Source organism: Clostridium sp. (genome assembly GCF_050717515.1).
In the GTDB taxonomy this organism is placed as follows: Bacteria; Bacillota; Clostridia; order Clostridiales; family Clostridiaceae; genus Clostridium_AD.
This window is the reverse complement of record NZ_JBOITL010000025.1, coordinates 23,795-43,240: the sequence shown is the minus strand read 5'-3', so window position 1 is coordinate 43,240 and position 19,446 is coordinate 23,795. Positions and strand designations below refer to the sequence as shown.

The 19,446-nt window shown below is 30.9% G+C and carries 16 protein-coding genes; all 16 read right to left on the bottom strand.

What is annotated here, in order from left to right; translation table 11 throughout:
- Positions 1 to 297: 297 nt before the first annotated feature.
- Entirely contained in the window at positions 298 to 2,382 is a 2,085-nt protein-coding gene (locus tag ACREV6_RS09735; RefSeq protein ID WP_431577820.1) for a methyl-accepting chemotaxis protein, read from the bottom strand.
- A gap of 206 nt (positions 2,383 to 2,588) precedes the next feature.
- Positions 2,589 to 3,971, bottom strand: coding sequence for a HAMP domain-containing sensor histidine kinase (locus ACREV6_RS09730; protein WP_431577819.1), 1,383 nt, complete (start codon positions 3,969 to 3,971; stop codon positions 2,589 to 2,591).
- A gap of 13 nt (positions 3,972 to 3,984) precedes the next feature.
- Entirely contained in the window at positions 3,985 to 4,668 is a 684-nt protein-coding gene (locus ACREV6_RS09725; RefSeq protein WP_431577818.1) for a response regulator transcription factor, read from the bottom strand.
- Between the two features lie 21 nt (positions 4,669 to 4,689).
- Complete coding sequence (locus ACREV6_RS09720; protein ID WP_431577817.1) at positions 4,690 to 5,877, bottom strand: tetratricopeptide repeat protein; 1,188 nt, start codon at positions 5,875 to 5,877, stop codon at positions 4,690 to 4,692.
- A 117-nt stretch (positions 5,878 to 5,994) separates the two neighbouring features.
- Positions 5,995 to 6,732: a GNAT family N-acetyltransferase gene (locus ACREV6_RS09715; protein WP_431577816.1), complete on the bottom strand. Its 738-nt coding sequence runs from the start codon at positions 6,730 to 6,732 to the stop codon at positions 5,995 to 5,997.
- A 129-nt stretch (positions 6,733 to 6,861) separates the two neighbouring features.
- Complete coding sequence (locus ACREV6_RS09710) at positions 6,862 to 8,466, bottom strand: ABC transporter permease (RefSeq protein WP_431577815.1); 1,605 nt, start codon at positions 8,464 to 8,466, stop codon at positions 6,862 to 6,864.
- Positions 8,466 to 9,347: an ABC transporter ATP-binding protein gene (locus ACREV6_RS09705; RefSeq protein WP_431577814.1), complete on the bottom strand. Its 882-nt coding sequence runs from the start codon at positions 9,345 to 9,347 to the stop codon at positions 8,466 to 8,468. The genes ACREV6_RS09710 and ACREV6_RS09705 overlap by 1 nt, the downstream gene beginning before the upstream one ends.
- 254 nt (positions 9,348 to 9,601) lie before the next feature.
- A complete protein-coding gene (locus ACREV6_RS09700; protein ID WP_431577813.1) occupies positions 9,602 to 10,366 on the bottom strand; it encodes a hypothetical protein in 765 nt (254 codons plus the stop codon).
- On the bottom strand, positions 10,350 to 11,060 hold the full coding sequence (locus ACREV6_RS09695) for an ATP-binding cassette domain-containing protein (protein ID WP_431577812.1): 711 nt from the start codon (positions 11,058 to 11,060) through the stop codon (positions 10,350 to 10,352). Before ACREV6_RS09695 ends, ACREV6_RS09700 begins: the two co-directional genes overlap by 17 nt.
- On the bottom strand, positions 11,060 to 11,428 hold the full coding sequence (locus tag ACREV6_RS09690; protein WP_431577811.1) for a GntR family transcriptional regulator: 369 nt from the start codon (positions 11,426 to 11,428) through the stop codon (positions 11,060 to 11,062). Before ACREV6_RS09690 ends, ACREV6_RS09695 begins: the two co-directional genes overlap by 1 nt.
- A gap of 91 nt (positions 11,429 to 11,519) precedes the next feature.
- Entirely contained in the window at positions 11,520 to 12,458 is a 939-nt protein-coding gene (locus ACREV6_RS09685) for a diacylglycerol kinase catalytic domain-containing protein (protein ID WP_431577810.1), read from the bottom strand.
- A 2-nt stretch (positions 12,459 to 12,460) separates the two neighbouring features.
- A complete protein-coding gene (locus ACREV6_RS09680; RefSeq protein WP_431577809.1) occupies positions 12,461 to 13,477 on the bottom strand; it encodes an SPFH domain-containing protein in 1,017 nt (338 codons plus the stop codon).
- Between the two features lie 34 nt (positions 13,478 to 13,511).
- The gene (locus ACREV6_RS09675; RefSeq protein WP_431577808.1) at positions 13,512 to 15,002 is read right to left on the bottom strand and encodes a nicotinate phosphoribosyltransferase; all 1,491 of its coding nucleotides are present in this window, start codon (positions 15,000 to 15,002) and stop codon (positions 13,512 to 13,514) included.
- 21 nt (positions 15,003 to 15,023) lie between these two features.
- Entirely contained in the window at positions 15,024 to 15,680 is a 657-nt protein-coding gene (locus tag ACREV6_RS09670; protein ID WP_431577807.1) for a cysteine hydrolase family protein, read from the bottom strand.
- Between the two features lie 51 nt (positions 15,681 to 15,731).
- Positions 15,732 to 16,646, bottom strand: a complete 915-nt coding sequence (locus ACREV6_RS09665) for an NUDIX hydrolase (protein ID WP_431577806.1) — start codon at positions 16,644 to 16,646, stop codon at positions 15,732 to 15,734.
- Between the two features lie 207 nt (positions 16,647 to 16,853).
- A complete protein-coding gene (locus ACREV6_RS09660; RefSeq protein WP_431577805.1) occupies positions 16,854 to 19,169 on the bottom strand; it encodes an HD domain-containing phosphohydrolase in 2,316 nt (771 codons plus the stop codon).
- Between the last annotated feature and the right edge of the window lie 277 nt (positions 19,170 to 19,446).

Here is a 19,446-nt window from a genome sequence, read left to right as displayed (position 1 = left end):
CTCCATTTCTCCTTGATAATTATATATTACCAATCTTTTAGTCCTATATTGCTTAGCTCTTCCTAAGTTACATTTAATCCTTCATAAAAAAGCTTATTTTTACGATAAGGCTTAAAAAACTAACTGTTATGAAAACTAAATAAATTCTCCTGCGCAAAAAAACTCTCTTAATCCTTCTATATCAGCCTTATCTATGTATTCTTTAAGAGGCGTCAACATAATCTGCGTATAAATGCACTAAAAGGGAGCTCATTAAATGAACTCCCTTTTTCTTGTATTTTGAAAAATCATAAAGCATTACAATTTGAAATTGCTCATGGAATTTTGTAGATCTGCAGCCATTGTAGTTAAGTTTTCAGCAGCACTCGCTACTTCTTTCATTAATGCTGTCTGCTGCTGTGAGCTAGCTGATACATTTTGAGAATTTCCTGATGATTCACTAGATATTCTCGATACATTTTCAACACCTTCAAGCATATTGTGAGTACCTGCACTTATTTCTTCTACTACAGCAGATATGTCCTGCATCTGAGATGACATAGAATTAACATCCTGCAATATATCCGCAAAGGATTTACCCGCTTCATTAACCATTCTAGTTCCATCATTCACAGCTATAGTTCCATTATTCATAGCTTGCACCGCATTTACAATTTCACTTTGAATTTCATGTATTAATCCAGATATACTTCCTGCAGCCACCGCCGATTGCTCTGCGAGTTTCCTTACTTCATCAGCCACGACAGCAAAACCTCTACCTTGTTCTCCTGCTCTCGCTGCTTCAATAGCCGCATTTAAAGCTAATAAATTAGTTTGCTCTGCAATAGATGTTATTAAAGATACTATACTTCCTATTTCCGTAGATTTTTCTCCTAATACCGATACTACTTGTGAGGAAATAGCTACTTTTTCACTAATATTATTCATATATTGGGCAGCAGAATTTACAACTCCATTACCTTTTTCAGCTTTGGTAAATGTAGCTAGTGAAACATTGGTAACTTCTTGAACATTTTGTGATATTTGTTCTATACCTATAAATATCTCTTTTGCTACTCTTGATGCATCAAGAGCAATCACTACCTGCTCTTCACTTCCCTGAGCAACCTTTTGAATAGCTAATGATATTTCTTCTGCTGACTCCTGAGTTTGATCTGAACTTGCTGTAAGCTCTTCTGATGTTGCTACAACCTGTTCTAAACTTTCTATGGTACTTGTAATTAGCGTTCTTAAATTATTAGTCATTTTATTTAAGTTACTTCCCATTTCACCTAATTCATTTTTACTATTAACATCTAATATTTTAGTTAAATCACCTTCTGCGATAGCAAAAGAAAGATCATTTACTCTCTTTATATTTTTTGTTATGTATGAACTAAATAGAAGAACTACAATAATAATTAAAATGGAAGCTACTATTAGAATTCCAGTAATCTTTAACATTAAATTTTGGAGTGATGCATAAAGTTCACTTTCAGGCATTACTAATGCAACTATCCAACCGGTTTCAGGTATTATTTGATAATAGACTTGTTTTTTACCATCCACATCTTTATACCCAGCATTACCATTTTTATCTTTTATAATTTTTTGACCTACTTCGGCTATAGCTTTGTTAGAATTGTCCTTAATCTTCAATTTCATTATATTTTCTTTGCTAGTACCTGCTAGATATGTTCCATCACCACTTAAAAGGACAGCTTTCCCAGAATTACCAACTTTAATTCCAGCTATTTTCTTTTGAATCGCCTCTAAACTCATATCCGCTGTAGTAGCTCCAATAAAATTATGATTAGCATCATAAAAAGGAGCTGTAGCTGTTACCATAGCAACCTTAGTTACGGCATCAACATATGCAGAAGACCAAACAACAACCTTTTCAGTGTTTTTACCCAAAGTATACCATTCCTCTTTAGTGTATTCATATTGTGTAGTTATGTACTCATCTGAATATTTCGGTTTCCCATTTTCTTTAAATGCATATGGCGAAAAATACTTTAAAGTTGCATCGTATTTATAAGGTTCAAACCATATTCCAAGTCCAAAAGTATCCTCATTGGTACTTATACTTTTTTGTGTAAGAGAAACAAAATTATCTTTTTTCATAATTTTACCCATAGATTCCACACTTCTTGATATTGAAGCTGGAATTTGACCGTTTTTTTGTAAATCTGTTTGTATGGAATTTATTGTTTCTTTTAATTGATGATTCATTTTTTGCTCAATCTCAGTACTTATCGTTTTTTTTGCATTATTATAAGCAAAAATTCCTATAGTCATAACCGTTAATAGAAATACAGGTAAAATTGATGTTAATATAATTGTATTTATTTTCTTTGCTCTGTTAAATAATTTAAAGCTTTTATCATTTGCTTGTTTCATAATTTCCTCCTAATCTTTCTTTTGTTTATATTATCGTTTTTTTTAGCTAATTCTTTATATATTTTTTTCACATCAGCCTCATTATTAAAAGGTATATAGTCTAGCTAAGAAGCTATTCCATATACCTTTTGTAAATCATACTAAACACGGTCATCTTACCCCCGATGACGTAATTACCACAATAAAAATGACAGTTTATGTTCTATTTATTTTTTAGGCAATTTCACTTCAACCTTAGTTCCCTTCCCATACTCACTTTCAAAATTTAATTCACCCTTATGTAGATTTACTATTCCACTTGATATTGCAAGTCCCAGTCCACTTCCTGATTTTTTTGAATTTCCTTTGTAAAACTTTTTGGTAATATTTTTTAAATCTTCTTCACTTATTCCTATACCATTATCTTTAATGGTTATTGCTATATTTTCCTCATTCTCTACATAGGATATACAAATTTCTTCCCCTTCATTTGTAAACTTCAATGCATTATCTAATATATTTATAAAAACTTGTTTTAGCCTGTTTTTATCTCCATCAATAATTGTAGTTTCGTAAATATTGTAAGTTAACATAATTCCACTTTTCTGTGCTCTTGGCTGAAATTCCATAATTATATTTTTTAAAAGTTTCCCTATATCAATTTTATCAACGTGAAGAGTAATCCTACCAGATTGAAATCTTGAAAAGTCTAAAAGCTCCTCAACCATTAGTGCCAATCTTTCACTTTCTTCAACTATAATATTAAGTGCTTCCTCTCTTTTAACCTCACCCGTAAATTCTTTTCTTTTTAATGTTAATGCCCATCCTTTTATAGAGGTTAATGGTGTCCTAAGTTCATGTGATATTGATGAGATAAATTCATTTTTCAATTTATCATTTTTTAATATTTCCTCAGACATATAGTTTAAAGTATCCGCCATCACACCTACTTCATCATTATATTTTTTATCTACTTTTATTGAAAATTTACCACTGGCCATTTCATTAGCTGCATTTGTTACAGTTTTTAAAGGCTCTATAATGCTTTTAGACATAATGAAACTGAGTATTGCTGTGACTAAAATAACAAGTACTCCTATTAACACAAATATGAAAAATATATTTTTAAGCAGTTTATTTACCATTTCCATTGATGTTATAAATCGTATAACTCCAACCTTACTACCATTTGATGTTAAACCCTTTGAAACTGCCATTACACTTTCGCTACTCTCTTTATATTTGCCCTTGAATACTGCTATTTTTCCATTTAGTGCTTCATCAATATCTGGTGATTTTATCTTTATTCCAGTTGAAACGCCTTTACTATCGTTAATTACTATTCCATTTGTGTCCACTATTTGAATTTGTGAGTTTGTTAAATAAGATAAATTGTCCATTATATCATTAGATGCCTTTGAAATATCTGTACCCACAGAGTATTTCTTGAAAAAATTACTTGATATCTCAGCTTGATTTTTCAATGTATTTTCAATGGCGCTTATATAATATTTTTTTATACTAATCATAAATATAGTCTCAAATATAACTACAATTATAATTATAAGTATTAAGTAACTTACTGTAAGCCTTGTCTTAATACTTCTCAAAGCATAACCCCCTTCATTTCCCAAACCTATAGCCTACGCCCCAAACCGTTTCTATGTAAATAGGTTTCGATGGATTATCTTCTATTTTTTCTCTTATTCTCCTTACATGAACATCAACAGTTTTTATTTCTCCAAAAAAGTCCTCTCCCCAAGCTAAATCTAAAAGATTTTCCCTAGAAAGTGCTTTATTTATATTTCCCATAAATACTTCTATAAGACAAAACTCTCTAAAGGTTAATTCTATTTCCACACTATTTTTGAAGAACTTTTTTGATGACTTATTAAGTTCCAATTGTCTATAGATAAGATTATCTGAATTAACATTATTTCTTTTTATTTTTCTTAAATTAGCATTTATTCTTGAAATAAGTTCCATAGGATTAAAGGGCTTGACCATGTAATCGTCAGCCCCAATATCTAGCCCTATTATTTTATCCATATCCTGTGCCTTTGCTGTTAACATAATTATGCAGCAGTCATAACCCTTTCCCCTTAATCTTTTACATACCTCATAACCATCTATATTAGGTAGCATTATATCAAGAATTACTACATCAGGTTTTTCAGTTTCATATTTAATCAGTCCTTCTTCCCCAGAAGATGCTTCTATAACTTGAAATTTACTTAACGACAAATTTAAAGTTATAAAGTCTCTAATATGTTTTTCATCCTCTACAACAAGAACCTTTTCATTCATTAAGTTCCACACCCCAAATTATTATTTTATTTCACTCAATTCTACATGGTCTTTTACAGTTTCATTTTTAAAATACTCCTTTTTTTCAAGGCTTTTAATTACGTCCAAATATTTTTGATAATATCCCATTCCCTTATCATCTTGTTTTAGTTTATAGTATGATTTTGCAAGTTCCAAATAAATATTTGATAAAGTTTTTTCATCGTTCATATAACTAAAATCATTTTTATCATCTTTAACCATATTATTTGCTTGTAGTTTCTTAAGTTGTTTTGCTGCTGCATCTTCCGAAACAATCTTTGCTTCCTCATATTTTTTAAGCCCATTTAATGACTGTGCCTTTAGTAAATAAAATTCAGTGTCAGTAAAAAATTTAAACGTTCCATTTTTATCATTATTTGCATCAATGCCTATCTTTATAGAGTTAATAGCATCATTGTACATATTTGTTTTCACCTGTGAATCCGCTAAAAAGTACCAATGTGCAACATCCTTGGAGTTCTTAGCCATTATATCTTTATAGTATTTTACTACATTTTTAAAATATTGTGGATATAAATCTTTAGCATAAGTGAATTTTTCACCATCAAATCTAATTAAGTCAATTCTATAGGATTTATCTGGTCCACATACTGACCATCCTGCAAAAACAAATCCCTTTTTATCATTTTCTAAAGAAGTATTTAATATCTCCATCTTATTCCATATTCCTAAATCTACTTTATTCATTTCATCATCATTAAACGTAAATAAGTTATATGTCGTCCCTGCATGGGTAGAAATAAGATTTCCAAATAGCAAGATTTTTTTACCATTTCCATATAAATCTATAAATTCACTTTTTAATATATTGTTCCCTTGATTTTTATACTCATAAATCTTATTCCATTTTCCGTCTTTTTCTTTAATTACCACAAACCCCTTTTCAAAGGATTCTGGAATATCAAAAAATCCTATAATCTCATCTTTTTTATCATTATCAAAATCCGCCTTAATAACAGACTTTCCTGTAGCTATCTTTGATACATCTACTAGTTTTGATTTATTAGGTAAAAATTGTTTTGCTATTGAATTTATGTCTTCCTTTTTAACCTGTGATTCTAAAATTTTAGGTGACACTATTAATTCACTTGGACTTGGTGCACTACATCCCCCTGTAAACATTAAAGAAGCCACTAGCGAAAAAGTTAATATAGCTTTTCTATTCATATAAAACACCCCTTAATTATTTTTTCCTGTCTATGTTTCTATTCTAAACCTTATTTGACATTAAATAGTTACATAGAAGTAAAAAATAGTTACAGAAAAATAAAAACTTCTTGGGTTTTACGCAGATTTAACCCTATACCAATACTTATATACTTCTTTAAACCCTATATTTGAATACACCTTTAGAGCTGGCGGATTATTTAGCATAACTTGAAGATAAGCTTTTTTTGCCCCATCTTTCTTTCCTAGCTTTAATAAATTTAACACAAGCTCCCTACCATATCCTTTGTTCCTATAATCTTTATCCACAACAATATCATATATTCCAATAAATCCCTTATCCAATACACCTAATCCACAGCCAATAATCTTACCCTCTACCTGCAATAAAATAAAATATTTTTGGGGTATAATATTTTTAAGCATGCTTTTCAATATAACTTTGTTCTTATCTGAAATATTGTCCATTTCACAGAAATAATTTAGCCACGCCTCATTAATATCATTATTGCATATTATATTTTCATTTGAAGGCTCAGATATATTATCTAATTCTAATACCTGCAAACTAGTAGCAGCATCTATTTTATAATGTAAATCCTCCAATATTGAATCTAGGTTGCTTGGATAAACATTAGGTGTTATTTTATAAATTACATCTAAATTTCTTGAATTGTAAATTTCCTCACAGTTTTTTATCTTTTGATTTATGTTTTCATTTGAAAAATACAATGGATTAATTGAATTTGCCCTCCTTGCATAACCATCTGCAAATCTTAACACCCATCCATCATATACCATATTTTGTAATGCAGGAAATGCATTAAGTGACATCTCCTCAATATCTCGTATCATTTAAACCTCCCCCTCTTTTATATAATTCAAAATCATTTTAAATGACTGCTCTATTTCTTTTATATTTAGTGAGTAATATATTGATTTTCCATCTTGAGAAAATATGTCCACAAAACCGGCATAGGCTATTTATATTACCATCCTTCTTTTCCTAGCAATTAAAGCAACTCCAAGTAGTAAAATTCCTACTGCCCCATAAACATATGGAATTCCAAGGTTAACAGCATATTTAGTAACACCTATATAATCAAGATATGGCATATCATTTAAAGGTTCCATATACCACATTAAAAGATATATCACCTCAAAAATCTTACTTCCACCTGTTACACTACCAAGTGCAAAGGCCATAGCTGGTACAAATACACAAGCAGATATTAAGCATAATACTCCTGAAAAATTTCCAGTGACTACAAATTTAATAAAAAAGCCTGAATTTATCAAGACTGCTACAACTACCCCTGATAAATATACCGCTAAGAACTGAGCTTTTATAATATTCTCACAGGTAAATACTAATTGATTTGTGCCAAATCTATTTTCCATGGTCCCCATTTTAGACCAGATTAATATTGGCAATATCATTGAGATTGATAAAATTATTTTATTTGCATCATTTCCTCTACTTGCTACTGATGCAATAATCACTCCTAAAACTACTATATACCCCCACCATTTTATACCCTTTAACATAAGCTTAAGCTCATTTTTCAGCACATTAATAAAGCTATATTTATGATTTGGTCTTGTGAGTTTTGATGCTGGTATAGCGATAAATGATTTTTTATCATACCCTTTCTCCTTTTCAGTCCTTGATGCTTTTTTAATTTTAGTAACCTTCTCTACATATGAATCAAATCTTTTGAATAATAAAGAAGCCACAAAAACTAATATTACTGCGAAAAGAATTAAGATGATCTTTTCTATGATATATTCACTAGTCCAGTTAATACCATTATAATGAAAAACCTTTAACGCTTTATTTGCAAGCTCTGGAGACGTTCCTATAACTAAATCACCATTATAATCTGAAAACCCACTAAGTGCTTTCTTAAAACTACTTCCAGCTATATTTACTCCACATATATCACTAAAAGCTCCAATAAAAACATTGCTTTTCCCCTTGACAGCAATTGAAGTTACAATAAAGCCAGTCCACAGAAAGAAGTATACTATATTCCCAAAACCTCCTCTAAGAAACTTAATATTTTCAAATAAAAGTGCCAGTGCAGCCACTAGTGCCATCATAGGAAGCACAATCATAAGAAATGGTGAATATAAATTCCATAAGTTAATTTTCATATCTTCAGCACGAATAAATTGCATTATGAGTGCCACTATACCTATAATAAAGGCCATAAATGAAAGAAATATAAAATTACTTAAAAATTTCCCAAACATATAATCAAATTTACTTATAGGCGTAGTTGCAATAATTTGCCCAACTCCTGTAGCCTTATCTCTTTCAATAGTGCCCTTAACAATATAAAAGCCAAAAAGCGAAAGAAATGTCACTGCAACAAGGGTTTCACAAATCCCAATCCATGCTGAATTGTAAATACCTCTATAAACTCCTAGGTGTAAGGTTAAAGTCTTTCCATACTTATCAGGTGTAGGTATCACATAAAATGCCACATACACTGTTATAAACATAGTTATAAGGAAGCTATATCTTCTTGTACGTTCTAAAAAATCTGCTTTACATATACTATATAGGACAATAAGTTTTTTCATTACCTTATCTCTCCTTTATTATTTGATATAAAGTATAAGTAAGCGTCTTCAAGGTTTGGAGCAATACTAAGAAGGCCCTCTTTAGGGGCTTTAGGTGATACAACTCTAATATGCACTCCATCATTTCTTCTTATTGTACCGCTGATAATCCAATTATTTCTTACTATTTCCAGTTCATTTTCAGGAACCACCCACTCCCATACCTTTCCTTCCACTTCATTTAAAAGCCCCTCTGGTGTTGAATGAGTTAGTAGCTGTCCCTTGGAGATTATTGCAATGCTGGCAGCTGTGGCTTCTATATCGGATACTATGTGCGTGGAAAATATTACTATTCTATTAATGGAAAGATCACTTATAAGATTTCTAAATCTTACTCTTTCCTCAGGATCGAGCCCTACGGTTGGTTCATCTACTATAAGAATTTCAGGATCATTTAAAAGTGCCTGTGCAATTCCAACTCTCTGTTTCATACCTCCTGAATAACCTGATAGAGCCCTCTTTTTAGCATCTCTTAGGTTTACAAGATCAAGCAGCTCCTCGATTCTTTTTTTTGTATCCCTTCCATTGATTCCTTTTATACCTGCCATATACTCTAGAAACTCCACTGCATTAAGATTCGGATATACACCAAAATCTTGAGGTAGATATCCAAGAACTTTCCTTATTGCATTAGGTTCTTTCCCAATATCTTTACCATTCCATAATATTTCACCCTCTGTTGCTTTTGTAATAGTGGAAATTATCCTCATCATAGTTGATTTTCCTGCTCCATTAGGACCAAGTAGTCCACAAACCCCTGATTTCAATTCAAGATTTAAATCCTTTAAAGCCCAAACATTATTATTATACTTTTTTGATAAATTTTTAATTTTAAGTTCCATATTACACCCCTCCCAAATTGGCTCATCAATTTCTAATTTCAATTGTTTCAGCTTTAAATCAGACATTGTATCGTATCATTAATACACTTTGTACTATTACAACAATACACTTTGTTTTTTTATTAGTCAAGAGTTCTTTTACAAATATAGTAACCTTTTCCTCTTTATTTCTTTATACGTAAAAAACACATTAAGTAAAATCTTAATGTGTTTTTTTTCACTGTTAATATGAACATTTTTATAAATATGCTTAATTATAAATTTAAATGTTTATCTATAATTTTTGAACAACCAATGAAGCTAGCAATCATAAAAACAATTACCAGAAATATATTTGTAATATTATAATATGAATTTTCAACTACAGGTATAATAAACATAACTTCCCCTTGATTTGGGATTCCCGTTGGCAATTTTAAAGTAATAAACAAATTTAATAAATAGGAAATAGAAGTAACTACGAATCCATAAAGCACAAACATCACAATAGTAGATATTAATCCTGCTATACCATTTTGATAAAATAATGTTTCGCTTAAAGCAATGGCAAAGTACACAAATAAAAACATCATTACTATAATAGCAATAACTAATATTGAACTACTAGAAATAACGCCTAATGTTTCCTTTAAGAATTTTATAGGAACTTTAAAATTCTGTATAACTACAAGCCTTACTAAAAAGCTTACAAATAAATTTAGAAACGCAGCTAAAACCACATCTATCAGTAATATTACAAGCCTTGATAATACTATAGAATATCCCCTTACTGGAAAAGAAAACAGCAGTTTACCTCTATCATTATAAAATTCATTTTTCATAGATATAATATGTAATAGAATTATAACCGCCAGTGAAATTCCAAATGCAATATCATATCCTTCATATGGATTCTTACTATTATTTGTACCTATCTCAATTATTCCAGTAAAAAATGTATTAATTAAAATTAGTCCTATAATAATTCCCACAGAAAATTTAATTCTTTTTGAAATCTGATATTTAACTAATGTACGCATTTACGAACATCTCCTTAAAAGCTTCTTCAACTGATTTCCCTGTATTCATTTTTAACTCTTCCACATTTCCCAATAATTTTATACTACCTTTGTCCATGAAAATAATATCATCAAATATTTTACCAACATCTTTTATGAGGTGAGTTACCATAATTATAGAACACTCCTCATGAAAATTATCCAAAAACATTTCTATGATCTTTTCCCTGGCCATTGGGTCAATGGATGCTAAAGGTTCATCCAGTAAATAAAGCTTTGCATCTCGAGAAAATGTAATAATAACATTCAAAATCTCCTGCTTTCCCTTAGAAAGGGATGATATTCTGTCCTTAGTAGTCATTCCATAAGTACTCACCATTTTTTCAGCCTTTTCCCTATCAAAATCCTTATAAAATGATGAATATAGCCTTATACAATCCTTTATACTCATCCATTTTTCAAAACACCCTATTTCAGGAAGATACGCAACATAGGATTTTGTATCAAATCCTACTGCTTTTCCACCAATCAGTACTTCACCTGAATTATAGCTTGTTATTCCAGCAATAATTTTAAGCAAGGTTGATTTGCCACTAGAATTAGGGCCAAAAATCCCCATTATACGCCCTATTCCTAAATTGAACTCAACATTATCAAGAATCTTTTTATTAAAATGTTTTTTTGATAGTCCATTAACACTCAATATTTCTCCCATTACTCACACCCCCCAAGATACTTATTAATTATATCTATTATTTCTTCAGGGCTATATCCATAACTGTTCATTTTTTCAATATAATTAGTGGCAGCCTCATTAGCCATTTCATTCTTAGCCTTAGTAATGATATTCAAATCCTCTGTGATATAATTACCCGAGCCTCTTTCACTTCTTAGAAGTCCTACCCTCTCAAGCTCCTGATAAGATTTTTGAACTGTGTTAGGGTTAATCTCAAACTTCTTTGCAAGCTCTCTTACAGAAGGTATTTTCGTACCAGATTTCATAACTCCAGTAATGATCTGAATTTTAATAAAACTAATAACCTGAAAGAAAATAGGTGTAAACTCATCAAATTCTATTTTCAATTAATTCAACTCCAAACCCATAAATTGTACTACAAAAATAATACACTCTGATTTATACCAAGTCAATAATCAATTTAATTATATACCTCAACTAAATAACTAAGTGTCCCTTCTTCTCAGCCACAGTAACAGTAGCTTGTATTCCCGAATTAAACTCTAAAAAATCATTTTCAACACCATCACTAAAAATTACTCCATTTTCTGGCATTGAAGAAAGAATTTTAAGAGGTACATATTTTGATATTTTACCGAAGACAAGATTTGCCTCAGAGTTCCTGCTAGGGAAAGGCTCTCTTACGGAATAATACAAATGTTCTTCGCTCCAATCTATTCTTTCTGACCTTGTGTTATTAATTTTATTCTGGGACACACTATTTACTATACTGTAAGCACCTGAAAGAACACTTTTTAACCACCCAGTTGATCCTAGACCTGTAGAAATTATTATGCCGCTAGAAGACTGTTGTTCTTTATTACTGCCTTGCTGAAGCTGGTACCTTGCAGATGAATGAGTTTTTTGTCCAATAAACAAATCATTCACTCCATATATAACCTGCCCATCATTTAATGAAGCTTTAGCCATAGTTACTTCTTTTATACTTCTTTTTTTATTAAATACATCAAGCATCACAAGCTTTAAATCTGATACCTGAAAAGGCAATAATACACCTTCCCATCTTTTAGGATCAGGATTTACACCAATTAATGACTGATTTTCAAGATACTTAAGTGTATTTGCCACAAGGCCATCTTGTCCAATAACTATTACCACATCTTCCCTTCCAAAGATAAAATTGGGCACATATTCTCTATCCACAAGTTGTACCCGTCCAATGCTACTAAGAGTTTCAAAGGCCTGCTTTACCACTCTTTTATAGTTTTCATCCTCTAAAATATAATCTGAAAAATCTGCTCCTAGATGTTCGATATAAAACTTAGCTTGCGCCACAGTATTGTACCGTACAATAAGTTCCTCAAGCCTTGTTCTTCTCTTTATAATTATAATTTTATTTTCGGTTAACCTATTCATGATTATTTTGATCCTTTTATAATATCTGAAAGCAAATCAGGTGTAATATTTAATTGACCAATTTTGCTTGCATTTGCTGCCATCTCTTGGAAAGCAATTGCGATTAGCTTATTAGGCTTCATACCCATACTTGCTAGTGTTTGAATTACATTTGGGTTTATATTGTCAAAAGCCCTCATTATGGAGGATAACTCATAAGCCTTTTCATCTGCCTCTACTTTAGAATTCTCCACTGCTTTCTCAATTAGCTCTTTTCTTTTTCCTTCAAGGGAAATCTCAAAGTTCATATTTTCATCCTTAAGTTCGTTTTCCTTTTGCTTTATAGCTTTTTCTGATTCAAGTTGAGTTTCTCTGATTTGTCTTTTCTTATTTTCTATAGCTATTTCAGTATTAAGCTCATTTTCCTTTACTTTTCTTTCCTGCTCTATTGAAGCATTGCGTCTTTCGTATACTGCTTCATCTGCCATTTTTAAAATTTGCTCTCTAGCTTGTGCTTCCAAGGCCCTTGAGGTCTCTTTATTGGGTTGTATATTAAGGATAGAAAGCCCCAAAATCTCAATGCCAAGTAAATTTATTTCTTCAATTTCTTTTATTTCAGTAATCACAGTTTGTGCTATGTTTTCCGTAGATTTTATAGCTTCTCTAAGTTGTAAACTTTCAAGGTGTTTTTTAGTAGAAACCTTAACTATATTTATAACCCTCTGTGTTAGCTTCTTTGGATCATCTGAAACATAACCTTTTCCACTAGTATCCAAAGTATAATTCAAAAGATTGCATACTTTTTTCTGATCAATTATTCTATAAGTAACTTGACCTTGTATTGTAACAGTTTGATAATCCACTGTTAATCCTTCAAACATAAAAGGCTCATCATTACTTCCTATTGGAACTACAACAATAGAAGTAGTAGGACCATAATAGTTAAAATATATCCCTGTGCCCTCTTTAACTACTTTACCATTTTTATACTTTAGGACATATTCGCTTGGCTGAAACTTAATAAACCTAAAACCTAACATAACAAGACTCCCTTCCTAAATACTATTTTATTTACTATGCTTCATTTTTATCTTCTGAATTTTTATACCTTTTAATTAATTCCTGTTTAACCAGCCAAAGTTCCTGAGATAAATCCACATAGTATTTATGAGGATTAGAAAATCTCCTAACTTCCTCCCATATGCTATCTACTTGGTTTTTACAGTAAGTTCTTATTTCTTCTATGGTTGGTAATTCATATACACATTCTCCCTTAATGAAAACTGGAACTTGAAGCTTTTTAGCATAAAAATTGGTGACTCTTTTCTTCTTCCAAATAGAAACTGGGTCAAAGATAGTATAAGATACTGCTTCATTTATAACCTCGCCCGCCAATGTGATAACATCAGCAATTGCCTTATGTGTATTTTTATCATATAATCTCCAAATCATCTTGTATCCTGGATTAATAATTTTCTCTTCGTTTTCACTTAATTTAATTCTTGGTGAAATTTCTCCGTTTTCTTCAACAGCTACTAATTTATAAACTCCACCAAATACCGGTTCTGACTTAGCAGTAACCATTCTTTCACCAACACCAAATATATCTATTTTAGCATCTTGATTTAATAAATCCGTAATTATATATTCATCTAAACTGTTGGAAGCTACTATCTTACAGTCTGTAAGACCTGCGTCGTCAAGCATAATTCTTACTTTCTTAGAAAGGTATGCAAGGTCTCCACTATCTAACCTAATTGCTTTCAATCTCATTCCAATTGGTTCTAGCACATCCCTGGAAACTTTAATAGCATTAGGAATACCACTATTTAAAACGTTATAAGTATCAACAAGCAATGTGCAAGAATCTGGGTAAGTTTTTGCGTAGGTCTCAAATGCCTTATATTCATCTCCAAATAATTGTATCCAGGAATGAGCCATTGTACCAGTTGCAGGAACTCCAAACATTGTTTCCGCCATTACAGTGGCAGTGCCAGTTACGCCCCCTATATAAGAAGCTCTTGCTCCCATTATAGCTCCGTCAGCTCCATGTGCTCTTCTTGCCCCCAGTTCTAAAACTGGTCTACCTTTTGCAGCCCTAACAATTCTATTGGCCTTAGTAACAATTAAACTTTGGTGATTAACTGTTAATAAAAGCATTGTTTCAATAAGTTGTGCATCAATTACCTTTGATTTAACCGTAACAAGTGCTTCATTAGGAAATACTGGTGTTCCCTCAGGTATTGCATAAACATCTCCTGTAAATTTAAAGCTTAATAAATATTGTAAAAATTCCTCTGATAGAATTCCTTTGCTTCTTAAATAATCAATATCATCTTCTGTAAATTTCAACTTCTTTATAAAATCAATAAGTTGCTCAAGACCTGCAACTATTGAGTAACCTGCTCCATCTGGATTCTTTCTGTAAAACATATCAAAATACACAATAGTATCTGAAAGCCCATTTACAAAATACCCATTTGACATGGTTAGTTCATAAAAATCCATTAACATTGAAAGGTTTCTTTCATCTTTAAGATTAAATTTGTTTAATAATTTACTCATTTATATCGCTCCTTCTTAATTTTAAATTATACTATCTACTACTTCTATACCATTTGATTGCATTTCCCATAGTGAAATAACTTTCATTAAATCTCCATCGTGAATTCCAAAATCAAAGGTTTCAACGGAGTCCACAGGAACTATTATTCTTCTGCATAGGTTTTTTTGATTGAAGTATGTCTTTAGTGTTGTAGCAAACTGACTTACACAAATATCTACTTCACAACCTACAATAATATAGTTTTCAATGCTCTCCTCGTTCGCATCAAGCCATACTTTAAATTCTGGTGCATGAAAACCATTAGTACTATTTTTAGATATCATTGTAGTGTTGCTATTACAGGTAACATCCTGACCTCTTAACTCTGGAATAAGATCTGATTCTATATTATCTTTTAAACAATGTTTAGCATAATTTTTAAACTCCACTGAATTTTCATCATGCTGATCTAAAAAAAATATTTTTTTATACCCAAGTGTCCTTTCATTAATAGTTACTAATTTACTTATTATCTCTGTAACTCTTTGTGATGATAATGCACCTTGGTGTACAAATCCATTTACCATATCTACTATAATTAGCGCTGTTTTTTCTTTTGAAAGGTCTGATAAGTTAACGTTCTTACCCCTTATTTCTTTTTCCATATCAAATATTTTATTTATCATTAAAGCCATCATATAAATCACCCTCCCTATTTTTATATTTAATTTAATATAATTTATTTTCCATTATTCGTCAAAAAAGCTATGTTCCCAGCTTTCATTAAACCTATAGCAAATTGCAGGTCTTCCTGAGGTTAATTTTTCTTTTTCAGTCTTTATTACCATTTTTTTAATTTTTCTTCTAAAATTAGCTCTTGAAAATGGTTTTTCTACATTTAATATTGCTTCATAAACCTTTTGAATTTCTCTTAAGGTAAAATATTTAGGTAAAAGAGTAAATGCTATTGGTGTATACTCTATTTTATTTTTTAATCTTTCAATGCCGCAATATACCAAATCAATATGATCAAAGGCAAGCTCCTCTTTACTCCATCCTAAAAGCTCATAAGAAGGTACTTTAATTGAAATAATACCATTTTTAATAAATCTCTCAGTGACAAGATACCCTATCTTGACCTCACCATCATCAGAAACAAAAGTTAGATTATAGGTATCAACTCTCTCTATTCCTGAATTATTAGATGTAATAAAATCTTTGCTTACCGTAAACCATTGTGCATAAGAAGCGTCGTCTCCAGCTACTGGCTTAATATTACTTTTATCAGCTAAGGCCAAATAAGCTATTGAAATAACTCGCATTCTTGGATCTCGCTCTACTAAATCACCGAAAGTTTTTAACTGTTCAAAATATACGCTGTCAACATTAGTTTCTTCTTTCAATTCTCTAAAGCAAGCAGTGCTTAAGGCCTCATCAATATGTACAAACCCTCCTGGAATAGCATAGCATCCCATGTATGGATGGTCTGCTCTTTTTATTAAAAGCAATTTAAGTGCTTTATCTGGGTCTTTCCCTTTTATAGGTACATCATCTACCGTAAAAAGCAACATATCCACAGTGTTCGCTGGACTTTTATAATTGCCTGGTATATAACTATCTAAAAACTCTTTTTCAGTTAATCCATCTTTATTTTTTATATCCATACTCCTCATAATCATTTCCCTTTCTTATTTATTATTTTTATGAATATGTACAGTTAATCTTCTTTGTACTACTTTGATACTATAACCTTAGCACTACTTTAGTACAAAGTCAATATATTTTACAATCTTTTCTATATAATAAAAAAAGCCTGCTAAAAAACAGACTTTAAATTAAATCATCACCTATGCTGTTGAAATGTCTCTAAACTAATCAGTGGACTTGCCTAACACTTTTTCTATAAACACCACTATAAGTTCTTCATCAAATTGAATACCTGCATATTTTTGTAATTCAGCAATTGCAATTTCTTCCGATAAGGCACTTCGGTAACTTCTTTCACTAGTCATTGCATCATAAGAATCCGCTATAGCTATTATTCTTGATTGAAGTGGTATTTCTTCACCCTTTAGACCTTTAGGATATCCACTACCATCCCACTTTTCATGATGAGCTAATATATATTCAGCCATTTCAGACATATCGTTCACTGTGCTAAGTATTCTATATCCTATTTCAGGGTGACGCTCAATTTCATCTCTTTCACTCTCATCAAGCTTACCAGGCTTATTAAGTATATTTTCATCTATAGCTATTTTCCCTATGTCATGAAGCAAGCCAACGGTTTTGAGTTCATGAATTCCTACTTCATTTAGCCCAATAGCTCTACCCATACTTTCACATAATGAGGAAACTCTATGGGAATGTTGCTCCTCCCTTTTATTTTTTTCATGAAGGGTCTTAATAATAGTGTTTATTGTTCTCCCCCGCATACTAGGGCCTTCAAATATCTTTCTTTTATACATATGGTCTTCAGCTTTTTTGAAAATTTCTTGAGTTTTTTCACTTATACTATTCTTTGTTTCATATCCAAAAGAAATCGATATATCAACAGACCCTACTTTTTCCTCTTGGGCGATTATCTGTATATTCTTAATGATTTGCTCAGTTTCATAAATATCTGTTTTACATAGCAGAATGACAAACTCATCTCCTCCAAGTCTAGCAACAATGTCAAAAGCTCTGCACCCCTTTAAAATAACTTTAGCAACCACCTTAAGCAAATCATCTCCGACAGCATGTCCAAATGAATCATTGACAAGCTTTAAGCCATTTACATCCGCCATAACAATAGTTAAAGGTAAGTTCTCTTCCAAATCTAATAGTGCTACCTGTTCTTCAAAAAACCTTCTGTTATATAATCCTGTTAATTGATCTTGGTACCCTAAAGATTCTAACTTTTGTTCCATTTGTTTTCGCTTTGTTATATCCCTAATAATACCTAACACAGTATTTTTTCCACTCGCTACCAATCGAGCTTCAAAATCTCTCCTACCATCTTCTATATTTAAACAATATTCAATTGTCTGAACTTTTTCTATTATACAGTCCTGATTAATTAAAAATGTAATTTGTTTAGATATCTCAATAGGCAATATATCATAAACATTTTTATTTATATAATTTTCCTTATTAAAACATTTGATTTTCTCTTCCATTGAATGATAATCGATGATTTTGCCATACTTATTAACCAAAATAAACATATCTGGAATGGCTTCTAAAAGTGCTCTGCTTCTTGACTCACTATTTTGTAGTTCTTCAATGGAATCATATAATTCTTTTGTCTTCTGTTTAACCTTGCTATGTAATGACCTATTCCAAACAATAAGTAGCAATACAAATAAAGTAATGCCTATTATTCCAAATACACTAAACTTAAAAAACTTACTCTTAAAAAACTTACTCTTATAAAAGTTCCGCTTGGTTTTCCCAAACCATTTTTTATCAATTGACTCATATTCAGCTTTTGATATCTTAGAAAATCCTTCATTTATAACCCCTAGGATATTTGTATCCCCTTTTTTTACTGCCCTATAAAATTTGCTTGTATATAATGACTTTGAATAATTAAAATTATCCTGGATTTGCATTTTATATAAATAATAAAGTCCTGGAGATTTACCTAAAACAAATATTACAAGTTTTTGTTCCTTAGCAGCTTTAACAATATCCTCTGAACTATTATATTCTATTATGTTTGTAATTCCATTTTTCTTAAGAATGTCGATACTATTATCACCTTTTTTTGCTCCTACAGTAAAGCCTTTTAAAGACTCTACATTAGTAATTCCCGAAATATTCTTTTGAGAAAAAATTGGAACATCAATTACTGCATAAGGCTCCGTATAATCAAATATTTTTTCTCTTTCCACATTATAAGAAATTGTGTCAATTACATCAAATTCACTATTTTTCATAGCTGCGTATGCTTTACTCCATTCCATACCAGTGATTACAGGTTTTATTCCTGTTTTGACCTGGAAAAGTTTCCATTGGTCAATAGTTATGCCTTGCAAATTTCCGTAACTATCTCGAAAACAATAAGGTGGATAATTATCATCCATTACAACACTTATACTCTTAGTGTTCTCAGAATTAGCATATGTTTCACAGGTACCTATAATGAAAAACGCTGCAAATAATATAGCGATAAAGTAATATTTCCTTTTACTTTTAATCATGTTCACCTCACTAACCCTATATTTTATTTTTTTTATTATAGTAATAATTTTCATAATAACAGAACACTTTATTACTATATATTACCACTTATATCGCATATTTTCAATTGTTTATTACAAAATCATTGCAAATAGATTGAATTTATACAATATTCCCTATATTTCAATTTCCTCCTATTTCTAACCAACACTCACGCCACTCCAATGAACCTTACTTGGTTTACAATATAAACTTATTATGAATTGATAATTTTTCTGTATTATAACCTTTAAAACC